Genomic DNA, 19,119 nt, shown 5'->3' on the forward strand with positions numbered 1-19,119 from the left:
GGGTTACTCGTCTTCCAGGATCATGATTTCAACCTTTCGAAAGTCGATCGGATGGCTTTCTGATTGCAGCGAGATCGAACCGCCCGAGAGCTGGACGGTGCCTTGCTTTTCCGCCAATTCTTTGGCATGACCGTCGCGTTCATCGAGTTGGGGTTGGCCGTATTGGAGTACGGTTTTTCCGTCGATGATGTGCTTGATCAAACGGTTGCCATGCACTTCGATTTCGACCGTGACCCATTGCTCGCCATGGTACGTTTCCGACGTCGAACTGGTGCAGTGTGGCATAAACAAGTCGCCGTTCATGACCACATTGGTGCCCGGGGTGCAAAGGTTCGCGGTGGTTCGCTTGTCCTTGCCATTCCCGCCAAGCAGTTGAACTTCGATCGACACCGGAAAATCTTGATCCACTGCCATTGTCTTTGGGTCTTCACCATGAATCATCACGCCACTGTTACGAGTGGCCCAACCCGGCCCCCCTTTGCACTGGTCGCCCACAAAGCGGTGCTCCACGCGAAAACGATAATTCGAAAAGGGTTGGTTGTAGAACAGATGGCCGAACGTTTGGTCAAACGCCTCGTAGCCATCGTAGCGAACCTTCAATAACCCGTCTTCGACGCGGAAGGTATTGGCAAAATTATCACCAAGTTCATGGTTGCGGATCTTAGGGGTCCAACCCTCAAGATCCTTGCCGTTGAAAAGCGAAACCCATTTCCCAACCGTCGGTTCCTCTGCGTGGGTCGAGGTCGCAAGGCTCAAGAGACAGAACGAGGTGGCAAGGATTGCAGACAGAAGCAGTCGGTTCATGGGGGTACAACTCCAAAAGGCGGGGAAGGTCAGATTGAACGGGGGCAATTCTTTCAGAAAGGAATTCTACACAAAAGTGGTGCCAGCGTGGTGTGTCACTCGGCCGCAGCTTCTTTGTGTTCCATCAGCCGTTGGTTGTAGGCGGAGATCACTTCTTTACGGCGAATCATGCCAAGCAGCTTCGTTTTGTTCTTGGGTTCGATGACAGGCAACTCATCGACATTCATGGAGGTAAACCGCTTCAACGCCGTGTTCAAGTCGTCATCAGGACCGACACTCGTGAAATTGGTGACCATGACATCACGCGCGACGGCCAACTCCCACAACGTGTCATCGTAGAGATACGATCGAACGTCGTTGTCTGTGAAAATGCCGACGATCGAGTTCTCGGCGTCCACGACCGGGAAGTAGTGCTGGTGGTTGCGAGCCAGTCGATGCACAATGTCATCGAGCTTCATGCCTTCGGGAATCAGTATCAACTTGCGTTCCGGCTTAAACACGTCACGGACGCGAAGTCCTTCGAGAACATCAATGATGAAGTCACCTCGATGGGCTTTCGAATCCATTCGCGTGGGGACTTGTTTTCGGTACAGCGTCCAATTTTGGCTGGTCACAAAGGTCAACGTCACGACCAACATCGTGGGGACCAACAAGCCAAAGTCGCCGGTCATCGCGCGAACCATGATGATCGTCGACACCGGCGCTCGCGCGACTCCCGCGAAAAAGCCGGCCATGCCGACCACGGCGAAGGCTTCGGGCTCCGTGACGACGGACGGCCAAATGGACTGGAACCCCAATCCGACTGCCGCTCCGAGGCAACCGCCAATCACCATCGACGGACCGAACACACCACCCGAGCCGCCCGAACTGATCGTCAGGGAGGTGGTCGCAATTTTCGCGAATGCGATGGTCAGCAGCAGCGGAACGCCAAGATCAGCCGCGGACGTCAACGCCGTTTGCAGCGTGCCGTAGCCCGTTCCGAGTGTGGCGAACACTCGCGTGTCGCCCTGAAAAAGGTGCAACAGTCCGATCGCAAGGATCCCTGCAAAACCCGCTCCGATCGCAGGTCGGATGTGAGGGATGATCGGCAAACGATGGAACAGATCGTGGGTGCCGTAGAAGGTCTTCACATAGATCATGCCGACGATGGTCAAGATGACGGCCAACGCAGCATACGGGATCAACTCGATCGGCGAGTTGAAAGAATGTTCGAGCGCGTCGCCAAACAACGGCATGAAGCGTGTCTCGGCGGGCAGCGATTGCGTGTAGACGCTGTACGCGACGATCGATGAGGTTGCGGCCGGCACGATCACGTCCGCTTCTAAGTCTGCGTCGCTGTAGAGAATTTCACCCGCGAAAACCGCTCCTGCTAAGGGAGCACGGAAGATCGCTCCGACACCGGCTCCCATCCCCGCGGCCAACATGATGCGACGATCACGGTGCGACAGTTTGAGTTTGGTTCCAAGCCAAGAGCCAAAACCCGCACCGATTTGCGCAATCGGACCTTCCCGTCCACCCGAACCGCCGGTTCCCAAGGTAATGGCAGAGGCAATCGTCTTGATGAAGGGGATTCGTCCGCGGATGACACCCCGTTTATTGTGGAAGGCGTCGATCGCCGCGTCCGTGCCGTGTCCTTCAGCTTCGGGAGCAAACGTGTAGATGAGCAGCCCCGAAATCAATCCACCGATCATCATGATCAAGACAATCATCCAAGGCACCATCGTGCCACTGGGGTGCTCGAACAAAACGTGCTCGCCGGCCGCTTCGGGAGGTGCGTAACCTGCAAACTGGCTGAGCGAGACGTGGACGACTAACTGGCCAAGGAGCTGAAAAATGATCGCGCCAAGTCCAGCGACGACGCCGACCAGCGATGCCAGCACAATCCATTTACCAGAGGAGCGGAGATCAAAAGACTCCAAAATTGTTCGGATAGCTTTCACGATTCACGTGAGGAAGATAGAAGTGGGCCACGACCAGGGGCCGCCAAACGGAACAGGTCACTCAAGCGACGTCGCCCGCTCGAGATCAACACGATAACGGTTCGCTACCGAATCGACAACGCGTCGCAAATCGAGCTCGCGATCTCCGTTCCCAGCTCAATTCAGGCTAAAGGGTGGCGGAAATGGCGGATTGCCGCCCGAACCGGCGTCTCCCGATTGCTCCTCGATCGATACCGAACTCAGCTGAACCGTACCACTTCGCAGCAACTCAATCAGTTCGATGGCCCGTTCGTCTACGTTCGCGATGTTCAGTAGCCTCAGCTTTGCCTGCACCTCGAACGGCAACGTGTAAGAAATGATGTCGGTGATCGGCCCCAATCCCATCTGCCCAGCCATCAATTCGGTCAGACTTTGCGTTGCTTGCTGACTCGGCGGGATCACTGTCGCAAATGCCTCGAGCAGTTTCTTCTTGACCTCACGCCGAGATTCTGCCCCGGCCGGTGGATAGATATCGGGGTGCACCTCGACCTCGGCGGTTCGAAAAGAGCGGCCCGTATCAAGTTCACGGATAATGGTTGCCCGCTTGGTTCCGACCAATAAGAGGTTATGCCGGTCGTTTTCGAGTTCGGCGTGCGACAGGATGCGACCGATACAGACCGTCGTTGCAATCGGTGGCGAATCGGCTTTGACCGCTGAAATACCCCCAGTCAGCGTGGCCATGGCGATCAATCGGTCCGATGACAGCGATTCGGTGAGCATTTCGCAATACCGAGGTTCAAAAATGTGCAGCGGCTGCATCGCATGAGGAAACAGGACCAAATCGGGTAACGGAAACAAACGCACCCGGCCGTCAAAGTCGTCGGGCAACTGCATCACGTCGTCCAAGTCGTTCACTCAAAACCTCTTGATTCGCACACGCTGATCTTCCCCAAGCGATGAACCGTCAAAGACAACCCGGTCGGATCTACCCACAAATATATCCGACCAAGAGCATCTTGTGGGCCCACAAATCATTGACTCCAGCCCAATCGTCGCAGACAATCAGATCTATCGCCGTGGCGAGAACTTTTTCGACAAAGCCTTCCACTGAACCCCCACAAGATTACCAATGCTTCTATCGGGTGACGAAATTAGGCGTAGGTTAAACGGTGACTTGGTCATCGATCCGTTTGACGCTGACCGGATCAACCCCAACAGCTACGACTTGTCGCTGCACCACGAATTGCTCGTCTACGAGGAAGTGGTACTCGATGCAGCCACGCCGAACCGCTACCGGCGGCTGGAAATTCCCGACGAGGGGCTGACGCTACAGCCCGGCCAACTGTATCTGGGACGCACCGTCGAATACACCGAGACTCGCGGTTTGGTGCCGATGATTCAAGGCCGCAGCTCGTTCGGACGATTGGGGCTGTTTATCAATCCCGGTGGAGCACTGGGCGATGTTGGCTATTGCGGTACATGGACCTTGGAAATGCACTGCGTGCAGCCCGTGCGGATCTACCCGAACATGCGGGTTTGCCAGATCTACTACCTGCAAATCGAAGGCGAATGCAACCATGGCTACAGTGACAAGTATCAAAATAGCCGCGATATCCAGCCGAGTCTGATCTTTCGGGAATTCGATTGCGACCAACGTGACGAGCAATTGGAGCTGAATTTCGAGGAACTGCTGCACGGCGTTCGCTGACGCAATCGAGAGAAAACGTCTCTTTCGGGCACGATCTCCCGTTTTTCTGGGCAGAATTGAATCGATCCACCCATTCTTTTTGCGCTGACGTTGGCGGCGTTTCTGATTAAGATGGGGGCGAGGAGTCTCGACGTGGACTCTACCTGCCACCGGACGCCTTTGTTGGCCCCCTGCGGCGCAAACCGAAGAAGAAGATCGGCCAGTCGTCCAATTTCCCTCCGGACGGCTGGCCTTTTTTTCCAGGGTGACTCAACGTTCCTCCCGTTTCTCCATCCGGCTTGGTTCTGCTTCCGCGGCGGTCATCTCGTACGGCAGTTCGAACACGTGCTGGCCAGTGGAATCGGCAAAGTACAGATGGCTCTGGCTAAGTGTCGTGGGGTCTCCGTCCGCCCAGAAGACAAAAAAGGGATCCTTTGCGTCGATCGGCCGTCGAGCATAGTTGTGATTGCTAGGGCTATCGACCGTCAATTGTCGCGACAGTCGCCAATGTTGGCCATCATCTCGGCTTTCCCACATCACCATCTCGCCACCGGCTTGGTAGGGTTGCGGCCCCGTCTCTGCGGGAACACAGACCATCCATCGATCGTTCAACAAATACAGACTTCCCATGTCATAGTTGTGGTCGGCTGAACAGATGATGCTTGTTTTCCATTTGGCACCATCATGGTGAGTGATTCGGAACTGACGTGGATCGTTGGGCGGGCCAGGCTCATGACCGGAGCTGGTCACATACAAGAAGACCGGGTTTCCTTGGTCGTCAAACGCCATGTCTTTGAGGTACACGTTTTGTCCCTGAGAGGCGTAGTCGATCACCCGAGCAGGATTTTCAACGTCCGTGAGAGGCAACGACAACGTGCTTCCGTCAACGGAGGTCCATGTTGTCCCCATGTCTTCGGTTTGGGCATAGTAGATATCAGTACGTGCATCGACATTTCCATTGGGATGCCGATTGAAAAACGTTCCGATCCGGTTGCCGGTCCGGGCGCTGGTCTGATAGTGCCCGCCCTTTTGATCACCTGGTTCACGGATACCGGCTAGCTTGAGGTCTTGGCTCCAATCTTGTCCATCTCGGCTTCGTTCAAAATACAATTCGCGAACGCCAGTGTACTTGGTGAACAAATGCAAGAACCCTTGGGCTGCAACGAAATGAGGTTGAGGGTAAGTCATCTCTTCCTCAGAGACCTGCTCGAATGCATCGATTTGATACGGCTTCACGCTGCGATACTTGAAACCGGAACGAGCGGATCCGCGTCCAGAAACGAACACCCAAATGTGGCCACGATCGTCGACGGCTAAGCTTGGATTGTCATGGGGATCGTCGACGCCGTTCTTGTCATAAACCACGACCGGTTTTGGGACGCGGTTGGTCTTGTGATCGTAGTACGAGACCATGCACAACAAGTGGCGTTGATCTGGCCCCGTGGTTCCACCGTACACGAAAAAGGTCTTCTCGACGTCGGCGCAATAGATCGCCAAGGGGGTATGTTTTGCGGTGTAGGTTCCTAAACCACCCGAATACTTATCGCCAAATGGAAAGGTTGGATCTCGCGATCTGGCTGCATAGACTTCGCCATCCGAACCCTTGCCGTAGAATTGGCCGAGTGTAAACCAAATGCCCTTGTAGCCGTCAATCCGCCGTGTTGACTCGGCTTCGACTTCGGGCTCTTGAGCGAAAGCCGCATCGGGCAAAAGGGTGGCGACGCAGACAATCCAGCCAATCGAGAGGGATCTCATGGGAATGGTCTTTCTTGCGAGTATTGTGATCGAAGCAATGGTTCAGTTTCGCGATGCAAAGTCATCGAATTGGCCGTGCAGCATGTCCGCCTCGGGCTCACCATCGAAAACGACGTATCGGTAGCGTTCCCGGAGTTTGTCACCCGGTTTGAGAACGAAGGCACCATCGACCATGGGTGCAAAGCAGAAGTAGGGCTTGCTCGGATGCAAGCGCACCGCCTGAGGGAAGCGGAAGTTGCTGGGGTGGCTTAGCATCGCCATCCCGCACAACCGGCCATCAACCGGGCCATAAATGCTGACCCATTTTGGGTGCGATGCGTTCCCTTTGAAACGCCGGTTGCCATCGCTCGTCAGAAATTGATGCCGTGCGACTTCCATTTCAGGTAGTGGCAAATCGGGTTGCTCCGCTGCCTTCTTGATGTACTGCCCCATCGCTTTTTCACTCGCTTCGGTGACCCACTGATTGCTACCACGAAACGCCATTCCGCCATAGTGATACTTGTTGATGGTGAGCTCCGATTCCGCGACGCAGGTGATTTCGGACTCGATGTCAAAAACGACCGCAGGCTCCCCGGTCGCATAGGCCGTTACGGTCCACACCTCTTCGAGCACGGCGACGGGATGCGCTGAATCGCGAATCGATTCATGAAGCAACTTGACCGAGAAGGTGCCGGATTGATTGCCGCTCTCGACACGCGTTACAGCCACATGCGATACGCGTCCTTCCTTCTTCAATTGGTTCCAAAAGTCAAGCCGCTGCCCTTCAAATGTCGTCTGAACGAAGGCACCGAATAATGCGTGCTGATGAGCGTGATCCGGTGCAAAATCACCCGAGACGATTTGGCCGTTTGGTGAGTAAACCGGATGGATGTAGCCGCTGCGTTGGTAAACCGACTCCATATTCTTCGGAGGTTTTTGAATCGACTTGTTGTATCGCAATGCGGATTTTCCATCAACGGAAACCAAAATTGCATCATCGGTCTGTTCGCATCGGACGCGCGGCTCTTGCCCGCTGGAGTCGCTCAACGCAGCGGCCAAAAGCAGGAACAAAGAACACAAGAAACGGAGGGGCTTCATGGTAGGAACTTGAAGGAAAGGGAACGAGAACGCCTGAACAAACCACGCTACCTCGCCAAGAACAGTCGCTTTGTCAACAACCGAGGAGCCCGAATGATCAGCGTTGTTTGATCGTCTTCATCCTCGACATTGTTGTCCGGCGTACTGTCGATGTCAAACTGATCCGTTGCAATCACTTGCACATCCAGTTCTTTGTAACCTCGTTCGTCCACTCGCGTGGTCAACACCAACTCGCGTTCGGTGTCCGCCGTAACGGAGCCAACGGTCCAAACGCCCGTCGCCGGATCATAGGTTCCTTGCGACGGATTCGACGCCAACAGGGTCAGCCCGGTCGGCACAACCACGCGCACCGCGACGCCCGTCGCATTCGCAGGCCCCGCGTTTGCAGTTTGAATCGTGATCACAATCGTTTCACCTTCAAGTGGGGCATCGTTATCGACGCTGGTGGCAACCGACATGTCGACAACGTTTGGCGTTACCGTGGCCGTGGCAAGGTCGTCTTCACCGTCGACGCCGTTCCCAGGCGTACTGTCCGGGTCAAATTGGCGACTCGCGGTCACCTCGGCCCGGTTGGTGCTTGGGGTTGCGGAATCTACGGTCGCGGTGATGGTCAACGAAGCTTGTCCGCCTGAATCAATTTGCTCGATCACCCATTGGCCGTTGGCTGCGGAATAGGTCCCACCGCTTGCGGTCGAGGAAACAAAGGTTAAACCAGCCGGCAATGAATCGGTCACCGTCACGTCGGTAGCAGCGTTGGGGCCCGCGTTTGCCACGCGGACCGTAAACGTGACGTCGGCACCGCGATCGGGTTCCGATTGATTGACCGTTTTCGTGAGGGACAAATCAGCTACCTGAGTGGAAAAAATCACCGAGGCCTGGTCGTCTTCTCCGGCCACATTGTTGCCGGGCGTGCTGTCGACATCGGTTTGGTCCGCTGCGGTGACTTCGGCAACATTCGTTTCACTGCGGGTGTTCTGCACCACCGCGCGAATCACCAAGCTGGGTGTGATGTCAACGGCCACATTGCCGACGGTCCAAAGCCCCGTCGCGGGATCGTAGTTGCCTTGGCTTGGCGTTGACGAACTGTAGGTTAAGTTATTCGGTAATAGGTCGGTGACAACCACACCGGTCGCGGTGGACGGTCCCGAATTGCTGAGCGTCAACGTGTACTCGATCGTTTCGCCCACGTTGGGTGCTGGTTCGTCGATGATCTTTGCCAACGCCAAGTCAATCAGCTGAGGTGTCAGCGTCACGGCGGCTCGATCGTCTTCGTCCGGATTGTCGTTCGCTGGAATGCTGTCAGGATCAAATTGGCTCGACGCCGTGACCTCCGCCACGTTGGTGATTTCGTTTTGCCCCAGCACGGACGCAACGATCTCTAAGCTTGCCGTACCATTCGTACCCAAAGTTGGGATTTGCCAACGACCGTCGGTTTCGTTGTACGTTCCTACCGTCGGCGTGCTGCGAACAAAACTCAACCCGCTGGGCAACGGATCGGTCACGATGATATCGTCGGCAGCATCTGGTCCCGAATTGGCCAGCGTTAGCGTGAAAGTGATTTCCGAGCCGACGTTGGGTGATGCATTGTCGACCGTCTTGGTCAGTGACAAATCGGCGCTGGCGGGTGTGAGGGTTGCTGATGCATAGTCATCCTCGTTCGCAAGATTGTTTCCCGGCGTGCTGTCCACGTCGGCTTGGTCTGCTGCAGTCACTTCGGCCACGTTCGTCAGGGCATCGAACGCATTGACCGTTGTGGTCAGTGTCAGCGTAGCGGATGCACCTTGCGCCAGATCGCCGACGGTCCAAATGCCTGTTGCCGAACTGTAGCTACCCGCTGACAACGTGCTGCTGACAAAACTCAATCCCGCCGGCAACGTATCCGTGACAACGACTCCGGTTGCATCATTGGGACCCTCGTTTGTCACGGTGATGGTAAAGTCAACGTTGTCACCAAGCGTTGGCCGATCGTTGTTGGCCGTTTTCGTGAGGGACAAATCAATCAATGGCGGTGTCACGGTGACTTCATCTTGATCGTCTTCCGCCAAAATATTGTTGCCTGGCGTGGAATCAGGATCCGCTTCATTCGCTGTGGTCACTCGCGCGGTATTGGTCTTAGAACCTGGCGTGTCAATGGTTGCCACGATGTTCAGCGTGACCATGCTCTGTGCCGCAACGGTCCCGATGTCCCAAAGTCCCGTGCCCGCGTCGTAGGTCCCTGCCGTCAAACTGGTTGAAACGAAAGAGGTGCCGAGCGGCAAGATATCGGTCACCCGGACTCCGGTGGCCGGATCAGGGCCATCGTTGGTCAATTCAATCCGAAAGGTGACGGCCTCTCCCATGTTGGGCGACAGGTTGGTCGCGTTCTTGATCAACGAAAGGTCCGCCACCGGCGTGCGGAAGGCAACACTTGCTTGATCGTCCTCACTTTCCACGTTGTTTGCAGGCGTGGAGTCGACATCGACTTGGTTGGCTGCGGTCACTTGCGCCGTGTTGGTGTAGTCGCCCAAAGCATCGACGCGGCCCACCAACGTCAGCGTGGCGAATTCGCCCGCTCGTACGGCTTCAACCGACCATGCGCCGGTCGAGGTGTTGATGCTCCCTTGACTCGGTACGCTGCGAATCAACGTCACTCCGGTGGGCAAGGAATCGGTCACGACGACGCCCGTTGCCCGGCTTGGACCCGCATTGGAAACCGTTATGGTAAACGTAATTTCTTCACCCACATTGGGAGTTGCATTGTCGACGGATTGGGTTACCGACAAATCAATCTGCTGTGACTGGATCGCGACGTCGTCTTGATCGTCTTCGGTCAACACGTTGTTGTTGGGCGTGGAATCTGGATCGAATTGATCCGCCTGGATGATCTCTGCCGAATTGGTAATCAGGGCGGTCGATTGTGGCGTCGCTTCAATCAAAAGCGTTGCCGAACCGCTGGCTGCGAGCATTCCCAGGTCCCAACGCCCTGTCGTCGGATTGTAGGCTCCGACGCTGGGTGTGGAGGCAACAAAGGTGGTGTCGGCCGGTAACAGGTCGCGAACGACAACCCCTGTTGCTGAATCGGGCCCCGCATTGGAGACCGTCACCGTGAAGACCACATTTTCGCCGACGTTCGGCACGCCGTTGTCAACGTTTTTGGTTAAGGACAAATCGGCGGTCGCGGGCGATAAGGTTACCGAGGCCTGATCGTCTTCGGCGGGGGAGTCGTTTCCAGGCGTGCTGTCGATATCGAATTCGTTCGCGGCACTCACTTGTGCGGTGTTCGACAAAACCGAAGTCGCATTGAACTGAGCCGTAATCGTCAACGTCGACGTGGCTCCAGTCGGAATTTCGGGGATCGTCCAGAGGCCAGTACCGTCCGAGAAGACGCCGTCGGTAACCGTCGACGAAACAAAGGAAAGGCCTGCAGGCAGCGTGTCGGAAACCACCACTCCCGCCGCCGTATCGGGTCCGGCGTTGGTAACGTTGACCGTAAAGACGACATTTTCCCCGGGTGCGGGGCGAGCGACGTCAACCGCCTTTGTCAGCGAAAGGTCGATGGTTCGAGGGGTCACGGTCACGGTTGCCTGGTCGTCTTCCGCTTCGACGTTGTTCCCCGGGGTGCTGTCCGAGTCCGTCTGATCCGCCGCACTGATTTGCGCCGTGTTGGTTGCGGCGGCTTGGCCATCCAGTCGTGCGTTGATCGTTAACGTTGGATTGTTGCCGACGGCGACATTTCCCACCGTCCAGATCCCCGTCGATGCATTGTAGTCGCCGACGCTGACCGTGGAAGAGATGAACGAGACTCCCGCGGGCAGGATGTCCGTGACCGCGACTCCTGTCGCAGGTGCCGGCCCTGCATTGTCCAACGTGATCGTAAAACTGATGGCTTCGTTGACGTTCGGGCGATCGTTGTTTGCAGTTTTCGTCAAGGATAAATCAGCCACCGGCGTATCGAACGAGACTGAGTCTTGATCATCTTCGGTCGGGTCATTGTTGTTCGGGGTGCTATTGGTGTCCGTTTGATCGATGGCAATGACCTCCGCTGTGTTCACTTGCAACCCCAACGCATTGACGGTGCCGATGAGAGTCAACGTCGGTGTTGCGCCCACCACGATACTACCGACATTCCATGTTCCGTCGGTCGTGTTGTAGCTGCCCTGGCTACCAACGGCCGAAACGAACGACAAGCCTGCCGGCAAAACGTCACGAACGATCACGCCGGTCGCAGTCGAGGGCCCTGAGTTCGAGGCCGTGATGGTGAAGGTGACGTTTTCGCCAAAGTTTGGCAACGCGTTGTCAATGGTTTTTGACAATGCGACGTTGACCGTTTGAGGGGATACAACGGCCGACGCCGTGTCGTCTTCGTTTGGAAGGGTGGCCGCGTTGCCGGGGCTGCTGTCGGGATCGACTTGGTCCGACGCAGTGATCTCCGCAGAATTCGTTTGGACGCCCGCGACCGCAACGGTTGCAACAATCGCCAACGTCGCGGTTGTCGTGTTGGCGATCGTGCCCACGTCCCATAAACCGGTTGTGGAGTCGTACGTTCCCTGTGATGGCGAACTGCTGACAAACGTCAATCCGGCAGGCAGCAAATCGGTAACTTCGACGCCTGTCGCCGAGTTGGGGCCAGCATTGCTAAGCGTGATTGTAAACGTGACGTTCTGCCCCACGGTAGGGGCTGCCGTATCCACCGTCTTGGTCAAACTCAGATCGGCTGTTTCAAAGTTCGCAAAGTTCTGTGTAAAGAATGTTGGTCCGATCGAACCGACCAATTCGGCCGTTCCATTGACATTGGTCGCGCCACTAATTTCTAACTCAATGGCACCGATACGGGTCAAATCCGCTCCGCCGCCACCTCCAGCGGTGAACGCAGTAAATTCGATGAACTCCGCAGCCGACGGGTCACCACCGGTCACCGGAATCGCGAGCGTTGTCGTGCTGAAACGGGTTGCAGTGCCGGCCGCACCATCATCGCTATAGAGACGAACGATGGCCGTGCCACCGGCTAAGTCTGCGCCCACTTGCAGTCGGATCCCCGCCGCCGTGTCACCACGTGTCAGATCGGTTCCGCTGAGTCCGGTGTCATCGATCGTGGCCGCGTCACCATCGACTCCATCCCAGCTGACGCGTCTCTCTCCATTCCCGGACAGGATGGAATCAAAAGTCAACAAGTTTGGTAGTAGCGGGTTGTCGACACTCAGCTGTACCGATCCGTTAACACTGGTCTTGTTGACAAACAAATCGCGTTCGCCGCCGATCACCTCGGGGGCGGCAACCGACGATGTGACCGGCGTCCCGTCATTGGTGGTATCGAGAACCAACTGCTCGGTTTGGTCAAAACTATCGATCGTGTCAACAATCACCCCTTGAACCGCGGTCGCATCAAGGTTGGTCGCCGGCGAAACCGCTTGCGAGATCGTCCGCCCGTCGACGCTTTGAGCTGGCTGAAATACGAAATAGGTTCCCGCGGTCAATCGCGAAAAGACGTAGTTGCCCCCCGCGTCGGTCGTCCGTGTTCCTAGCGAAGTGTCCCCCGCTGCTGGATTGAAACTCCCATCACCATTGTCCCGATAAAGCTCGACGGACGCCCCGGCAATTTCTTCTCCGGCCGTGTAGCCGTCGCCAAGGAGATCCTTAAAAACTTGGCCTTGAATCGAAGCCAAATCGACTGCAGCCGCTAAAACTCGACGATCTTCCAGCAATTCCAGCCCGAGCCGCCGGCGATTGGACCGCGATTTGGCTGCGGAAAAGAACGAGTTGAGGGACGAACGCCGAAAAAATCGCTGTCGAGACATCGTTTACGCGCCATTTTTCCTAGGAGAGTTGGATCATGAGGAAGCACTTGTTTGCCACATGAACCAGCTAAAAACAAGAGGCCTAGGGGATTTGGTGTGATTGCGTCGAATTCGCTGACTGAGTAGAGCGGGATGATTGATAGCCAGCCGCTTGGCGGATCCGCAGGACCGTCGCAGTGGCTGGTAACGTTGCGAAGCTCGATCTAAAAACAAGATAAAAACGGTACGACCTCGGACCGGGTGGCAGTCCACTGCCACCGAGCGTCGTCGAGGGTCTCAACACGAAACCAAGCGCCGAGCTCCCCTCGCGACCCCTCGTCTGCTCGTTCTGACCACTACTACCGGCACGATTCTCACGAATCCGCTGATCACGGTGGCGCTTTGTCCCGGTTCCTCGGGTCGGTTTTGCTGACTGCAAGCTATCCCTTTAAGTAGCTGCCCTCACGTTGGACACCCTTGCTGATCAAACCGCTCCCCCCCCCACCGATTCTTGAGATTGATAAAGCACGACAGCGGATTGTTATGAAGTTACAAGTTGCCAAAACGGAATGGATGCCTCAAATCTGCCGACGTGGAATGTCCACGTACGCCGTGATCGCGCTGATTGCCGCCGTCGTTGGAATCGGCGGTGTGCTGTTCGTCGTCCGTTCGCAAAGCCTCGAAACGGGGCACGCCGCAGAGGCGTTTGAATACTTGGCGGAGGTTCAATCGGCACAGCAGCTGTATTTTGCACGGACGGGCCGTTACGCCGACACGCTCGTGCAGCTCGATCTGTCCGTTCCCGCCCCCGCCCATTTTTCGATCGGACCGCTTGAAACGTTTCCCACGCCATCTGCGAACAACCCCGATTGTTTCTGGCGACTGTACCTGGTTCGTGCCGGGGCTTCCCCGCTCTATGGTGCCTATCAGATCACTTTCAAGCCTTCTGGGTTTTCCGCTTCCGAATCGTCCATTCAACCGTCATTGGTGCCCTCTCCAATCGGGCATTCACCTTTCTCCAATGGCATGTCACTAGCAAAGCTAGAACGATGAACAACGCAATGACGCCAATTTTCTCGCTACCGATCCATCATCCGAGCGACGCGGGTTTCAGTGACGGCTTTGACGACAATGGATTTGCAGTATTGGCTCCGAATCACATCGGTAGCAGCCCGCAGATTTGCCACGTGGATCCGCAAACCGAGTCGAGCGATCCCGATTCGACATTGCCGATTTTCGAAGCGACGAACGAAACAAGCCTCGACGAGGCCAAGCGATACGCAAAACACTACCTGCTGCCGCTTTTTGATCCGCCCAGCAACGAACCTCTACCGATCAACCCGGATATCCACGAATCGTTGCCAAGCAAGTGGTGTCGGATTCATCGAATCACTCCGTTAAGTGACGACGGAAAGACGCTTGAAGTTGCGATCACCAAGCCTGACAGCCTGCTGCTGGCAGACGAAGTCCGCACCTTGACGGGCCGGCAAATGCGACCCTTCTTCGCGCCCACTGCGGTGGTTGACCGTTTGCTTTCCACGCTCTACCCCATGTGCGAGGACTCGCAAACGAGTGAGCACTTGCAAGTTGACGATCGTGAAAACTCACAAGCCGTTGCGTCGGTCAATTCCGATACAGGGTCGTGCTCGTTGTCGCTACCACAGGCCGCCTCGATCCCGCCTACTTCCGCTCTCAGTGACGAATCGTTGGGTCGGGTGCTCCGCCACTTAGTGCAAGGCTTCGTTGAACAGATCTTGATCGAACCGATTGGGAAAGCGTTTCGAATCCGAGCACGCCACGGCAGCGGGATGTATGAACTTGAGACGCTTGATCGCTCCGCGGGTAAACGATTGATTTCACAAGTGCTTTCACGAGTCGGATGCGATGCACCGTTCGAAACAACGTTGATTGCCAGCGGACAAACGGGGGAGTTTCGTGTTCGCTACAACGATCACCGAGTGCCGATTCGAGCGACGTTTTGCCCGGCGGTGGGTGGGGCAATGGTATCGATGGTCCGGGGAAAGACAACCTCGACACCGCGCCGACTTCGTGAGCTCGGTTTTCAGCCGACTCAATACGACTGCTTCCACAGTGTTCTGCATCAGAAATCGGGATTGGTCTTGATCGCTGGCCCACGCCGAAGCGGCAAAACGACCACGTTCTATTCAGCACTTGCCGACCGAAAGACGCCCGAAGTGCACGTCTGCAGCGTCGAAGATGCAGCCTGGGTGGATGTCGAAGGTGTCAACCAACTTTCGCTCTGTGAGTTGCCGGGAATGTCGAAAGCAGAAGCGATCGAGTTGGTGTCTGCACAGCTGCCGGACGTGGTGGCGATCGATCGACTTGATGACCATCGAACAGCCGCCATGGCCATTCAACTGGCTACCGAAGGTTGCTTGGTCGTTGCGACGATTCACAGCCGAGATGCGGCCAGTGCCGTGGCGAGAATGAACCAACTCGGTGTCGATCCAGGCGATCTAGCCAAGGCGCTGTCCGTGGTTGTCGCCCAGAAGCGTGTTGGCCGATTGTGTCCCCACTGTCGACACGACGTCCCGTTGTCCGCTGAACTGGCGAGCCGACTGAAACTCGAACCGAATCAACAGGTTGCTTGGCCGTCGGGTTGTGCCACGTGCGGACAAGTGGGCTACCAAGGAAACGTGACCGCAATGGAAGTGGTCCCGATTGATTCGTCGGCTCGGTCGGCGATCCGGCAAAACAACGATCCCAACGATTTTTACGCGTCCGCAGTCGCTGCGGGACTGCCTCGAATTCACGACGTGCTGGTCAAGCATCTGCTCGCCGGCGATGTGACTGCCGATGCGCTGAATTGACGCACTGAATTGACACGCGTGCATCAATAAATGCATCGTGCCCCAAAGCGATGGTGAATCTGGTTGCACGTTCGCGGGTCGATGCGAAGGTTGTGTGCAATTGCCTTCAAATACTCGACTTCTTGCCGCGATTCACACGCTGGGCGATCATGGCCCCAAGAATCTTCGCTGCATCCATCTGGTGAAACCCTTCGTGAAAAGTGTGGCGCATCCTGCGGAAAAGAAAAGAGACATAGTGAGAACGTCGGCCGCCATTCCACCGGTTAGCGAATGAAGAAAATCAACAAGCTCCATTTCGGATCAACTCTACGGAATTGTAGCAATAAAGCGAGCGAGGTGTTAGAATCCAGTCGGAGTTGGCAAATTCGCAAAGGCTTCTTGTGAGGCGTGACCGATGAATGCGAGAACCGCTGTAACAAAAGCTGAGGTGGTCGTGACGACGGTCGTTGTCGGCCATTCCCAATACCATTTTCAATAACAAATTCCCCGGTTTGAGAGTTGATGGCACAGCGGTCCCTGTCGGCCCCAATGTGACAATGAATGATTTCAAGGATGGCCAAGGAAATACAATGTTGTATGCGGAGAGCCTGCAGGCGATGCCATGGCATCGTGCCGGCTTTGCGAATGCAGGCGATTTGTTGATCCGTGAGGATGAGGATGATGTGCAGTATCCGATTGCAGCGAGGTTCACGCAGGGAATGGTGTGGCATTACGAAGACGACGAACGATCCGATGGAGCCTCGAAGGTGGCTCCGGTGCACCGGATAGCCACCGTCGATTCCGTGACGAACCGGATGACTCCGTCCAATGCCTCTGACCTGGCCCGTCCCTCATCCGCGCATCAAAACGGATTCAACGCCGCGATGGCAGACGGCGGCACGCGGTTCATCAGCAGCACCATCGACTATCGCGTCTATCAAGCCCTGCTGACGCCGAGCGGGAAACACGCGGACGTGCCCAATCGAGCCTACGTCCTCAGCGAGGAAAGTTTCTAGGCATTTTCCCGACTTGTCGGCGATCAAAATGCAAGCTAACTTAGAAGCATCGAAAGGAAGGGGCGATTAGCTCAGTTGGTTAGAGCGCTGTGTTCACACCGCAGAGGTCACAGATTCGAATTCTGTATCGCCCATCAAGTAGTGGTTTCCTACGCTATCCTGAACTATAAAAACACCGCTTTTTGCGGTGTTTTCTTCGTTTAGGGCTGGGTCGCCCAAGTCCTCAATAGCGCCAGATTGGCTCGAAATGCAACCGCCAGTGCAACCGCGGTTGCATCCTGAATCCGCGTTGTGCCCTCGTTCTGAATCACGGGCCACGTTGTTTGGCTCGGAGGGGGGAGCGATGGTTTGCCCGTGCGGGTCCGATGCCGCCTTGAACGCTTCATCCGTTGCCATGGCATAAGACTTCATCGCAACGGGAATCGAGTTTCCCACCCACCCCACAACGTCCTTTGCGGGGTAGCGGGCTAACAACTCCGTTTCGCGGCTAGCGCGGCAGTTCTGAAATAGCTTCGGCCATGGGGTTATGCCGGCACGTTTTAAAATCAGCAGAAACGTGGACCGCAAATTCTGAGTGGATTGCCGGTAGCGGTTGATTACAAATTCTGCTCCTTCGGGCGCCGCGTCCCATGCCGCTTCTAAATAGGGCCGTAACTCAGGAAAGATGGGACAGACACGGACCCCGCCGGTTGAATGGTGTTCCGTCTTGCTTGCGTTAATGACCATGCGGCCGGCTGGCAAATCTACGTCCGACCATCGCAACGCTACCAGCTCGCTTGGACAACGCATCGCACCATAGCGGGCTAAAGCTAGGATTGTCTGCCACTCCAAGTCGGGGCAATACTCCATGCAGCGCTCGATGACACTTGCCTCAACGAAGAACTGCCTCTTTTCGTTTCCTTGGATTGCGCTCGGTAGCTTGGCAAAGGGGTCCGCCGGCATGTAGCCGCGTTCAACCGCTTCGGCGAAAAACTGCTTCGCGGTTGCCGTTCGACGTCTGACCGTATCTTCGGCCATGGTCTTTCTCTTTTTGTCCCGCCGGTTTCCTTTGGTCTTCAACCAAACACGCCACCGCTTTCCTTCCGCAGGCGTAATGTTCCGCAACATTTTCTTGCGGCCGAAGAAGTCGATCAGATTCGCTTTCGCTTGCCGGTAACTGATTTTGCTTGAATCCTTTACGTCTTGACGCTCGCCGATGTATTCATCGATCCACTTTTCCAACGTCAAAACACGGGCAACACGTTTCGCGACTGATTCACACAAACCGCATCGAGCCAACTTGTTGCGCAAGTCGTCATCGATACCACTAAGCCAATCGGCCGTTGCCATTTCCGGCGGACGCTTTTTCTTCACTCGGTCTAGCAAGTGTTCGACGTGCTCTTTCACTTCCTGTGCCCGCCACTCGGGAACGTCCCCAAGCCAGATCGTTCGGTTTCGCTTTTCCGCATCACGAAACTGCAGCCGATAGCCCTTGCGGCCTCGGTCATCTTCTAAGCGTAGACTTGCCACTAAATCTTCTCTCGCAGTTGAACCATCTGAGGAAAACACCACCTCCGGCCGGGATGGGACCGGCACTCGGCTGTATGCCAAGAGGCGGTTCAGTCATACTAACAAGGCAACCCAGTTCGACCCGGGGCTTTCACCGCGATGAGTCGATATTCCTGCACGTCACCGATGTTTCGGCAACCGGACACTTCACCAGCGCGGTTTAACCAATGAAACACAAGAATCCGAGACAGCTTCCTAATCACGGGTCGGACGACCGCCCAGTGCTTTCCCTTTTCACTTTTGTGGTCCTCGGTTTTCTACTTGTTGACGTGGTTGGTATCGGTATCGCCCTGTTCATTCCTTGGATCCGTCAGTGGATGCAGTAGGCCTAATTGCTTCGGCCGACTCGGGTGAAACAATCGTCACCAGTGGCGAACGCCCCCGTTTGAATTCCACGAGCACCAAACCCTTGTCAGCCATCTTTTGCAGTACACGTCTGGCTGTCTTGGGGTGGACAGACAATTCCGACAGAACGTTCGGCGTCATCTTGACCGGATTGCGATTTTGGCACCCAGCCATGTACCAGAGCAGCACCGCCACTGCTTCAGCTCGGTTACCACATCCGGAGGCGAGCTTGAACCAGGCTAGTGGGATCGGTCCCCGTATAAAGCGTTCACCCTTCGCATGCTTGGGGAGAGGTATCATCGTCGGTTTGGCTTTACCTCGTTTTGCAGTTTGCGGTTCACCACGAATGGCGAACAGCGCGGTCATGTCATTCGGATTTGCTGTGAATGAGCTAAGGTCCATAGA

General features: G+C 55.9%; 12 protein-coding genes and 1 tRNA gene. 5 read left to right on the forward strand and 8 right to left on the reverse strand.

Features of this window, described 5'->3' with window-relative positions:
- Positions 1–3: 3 nt before the first annotated feature.
- The 3 genes from Poly41_RS27150 to Poly41_RS27160 form a co-directional block, all read right to left on the reverse strand.
- Positions 4–804: a 3-keto-disaccharide hydrolase gene (locus tag Poly41_RS27150; RefSeq protein ID WP_146530505.1), complete on the reverse strand. Its 801-nt coding sequence runs from the start codon at positions 802–804 to the stop codon at positions 4–6.
- A gap of 95 nt (positions 805–899) precedes the next feature.
- Positions 900–2,744 carry a chloride channel protein gene (locus tag Poly41_RS27155; RefSeq protein WP_146530506.1) on the reverse strand — a complete coding sequence of 615 codons (1,845 nt, stop codon included), beginning with the start codon at positions 2,742–2,744 and terminating at the stop codon, positions 900–902.
- Positions 2,745–2,900: 156 nt separating this feature from the next.
- Complete coding sequence (locus tag Poly41_RS27160; protein WP_231615984.1) at positions 2,901–3,638, reverse strand: LON peptidase substrate-binding domain-containing protein; 738 nt, start codon at positions 3,636–3,638, stop codon at positions 2,901–2,903.
- A gap of 214 nt (positions 3,639–3,852) precedes the next feature.
- On the opposite strand from Poly41_RS27160, the gene dcd reads away from it, so the two are divergent.
- Entirely contained in the window at positions 3,853–4,431 is a 579-nt protein-coding gene (gene dcd / locus Poly41_RS27165) for a dCTP deaminase (RefSeq protein WP_146530507.1), read from the forward strand.
- A gap of 249 nt (positions 4,432–4,680) precedes the next feature.
- Here the strand turns inward: dcd and Poly41_RS27170 are convergent, their stop codons facing one another.
- The 3 genes from Poly41_RS27170 to Poly41_RS27180 are packed head-to-tail and all read right to left on the reverse strand — an operon-like array spanning position 4,681 to position 13,016.
- Entirely contained in the window at positions 4,681–6,165 is a 1,485-nt protein-coding gene (locus tag Poly41_RS27170) for a BNR-4 repeat-containing protein (RefSeq protein ID WP_146530508.1), read from the reverse strand.
- 42 nt (positions 6,166–6,207) lie between these two features.
- On the reverse strand, positions 6,208–7,242 hold the full coding sequence (locus Poly41_RS27175; protein ID WP_146530509.1) for a DUF6807 domain-containing protein: 1,035 nt from the start codon (positions 7,240–7,242) through the stop codon (positions 6,208–6,210).
- 47 nt (positions 7,243–7,289) lie between these two features.
- On the reverse strand, positions 7,290–13,016 hold the full coding sequence (locus Poly41_RS27180; protein ID WP_146530510.1) for a DUF11 domain-containing protein: 5,727 nt from the start codon (positions 13,014–13,016) through the stop codon (positions 7,290–7,292).
- Positions 13,017–13,538: 522 nt separating this feature from the next.
- Between Poly41_RS27180 and Poly41_RS27185 the strand changes: the two genes are divergently transcribed.
- The 4 genes from Poly41_RS27185 to Poly41_RS27200 all read left to right on the forward strand — a co-directional run bounded on the left by Poly41_RS27185 (position 13,539) and on the right by Poly41_RS27200 (position 16,955).
- A complete protein-coding gene (locus tag Poly41_RS27185) occupies positions 13,539–14,048 on the forward strand; it encodes a hypothetical protein (protein ID WP_146530511.1) in 510 nt (169 codons plus the stop codon).
- Complete coding sequence (locus tag Poly41_RS27190; RefSeq protein WP_146530512.1) at positions 14,045–15,826, forward strand: GspE/PulE family protein; 1,782 nt, start codon at positions 14,045–14,047, stop codon at positions 15,824–15,826. The genes Poly41_RS27185 and Poly41_RS27190 overlap by 4 nt, the downstream gene beginning before the upstream one ends.
- 536 nt (positions 15,827–16,362) lie before the next feature.
- Positions 16,363–16,821: a DUF1559 family PulG-like putative transporter gene (locus Poly41_RS27195; RefSeq protein WP_146530513.1), complete on the forward strand. Its 459-nt coding sequence runs from the start codon at positions 16,363–16,365 to the stop codon at positions 16,819–16,821.
- Positions 16,822–16,881: 60 nt separating this feature from the next.
- Positions 16,882–16,955 (forward strand) — tRNA-Val (locus Poly41_RS27200).
- Here Poly41_RS27200 and Poly41_RS27205 read toward each other — a convergent pair.
- Positions 16,915–18,150 (reverse strand): tyrosine-type recombinase/integrase, encoded by a 1,236-nt coding sequence (locus Poly41_RS27205; protein ID WP_231615991.1) that lies wholly within the window; start codon positions 18,148–18,150, stop codon positions 16,915–16,917. The two genes, Poly41_RS27200 and Poly41_RS27205, sit on opposite strands and share 41 nt — an antisense overlap.
- Positions 18,151–18,663: 513 nt before the next feature.
- The gene (locus Poly41_RS27210; protein ID WP_146530514.1) at positions 18,664–19,116 is read right to left on the reverse strand and encodes a hypothetical protein; all 453 of its coding nucleotides are present in this window, start codon (positions 19,114–19,116) and stop codon (positions 18,664–18,666) included.
- Between the last annotated feature and the right edge of the window lie 3 nt (positions 19,117–19,119).

This window comes from Novipirellula artificiosorum (assembly GCF_007860135.1).
Lineage (GTDB): Bacteria > Planctomycetota > Planctomycetia > Pirellulales > Pirellulaceae > Novipirellula_A > Novipirellula_A artificiosorum.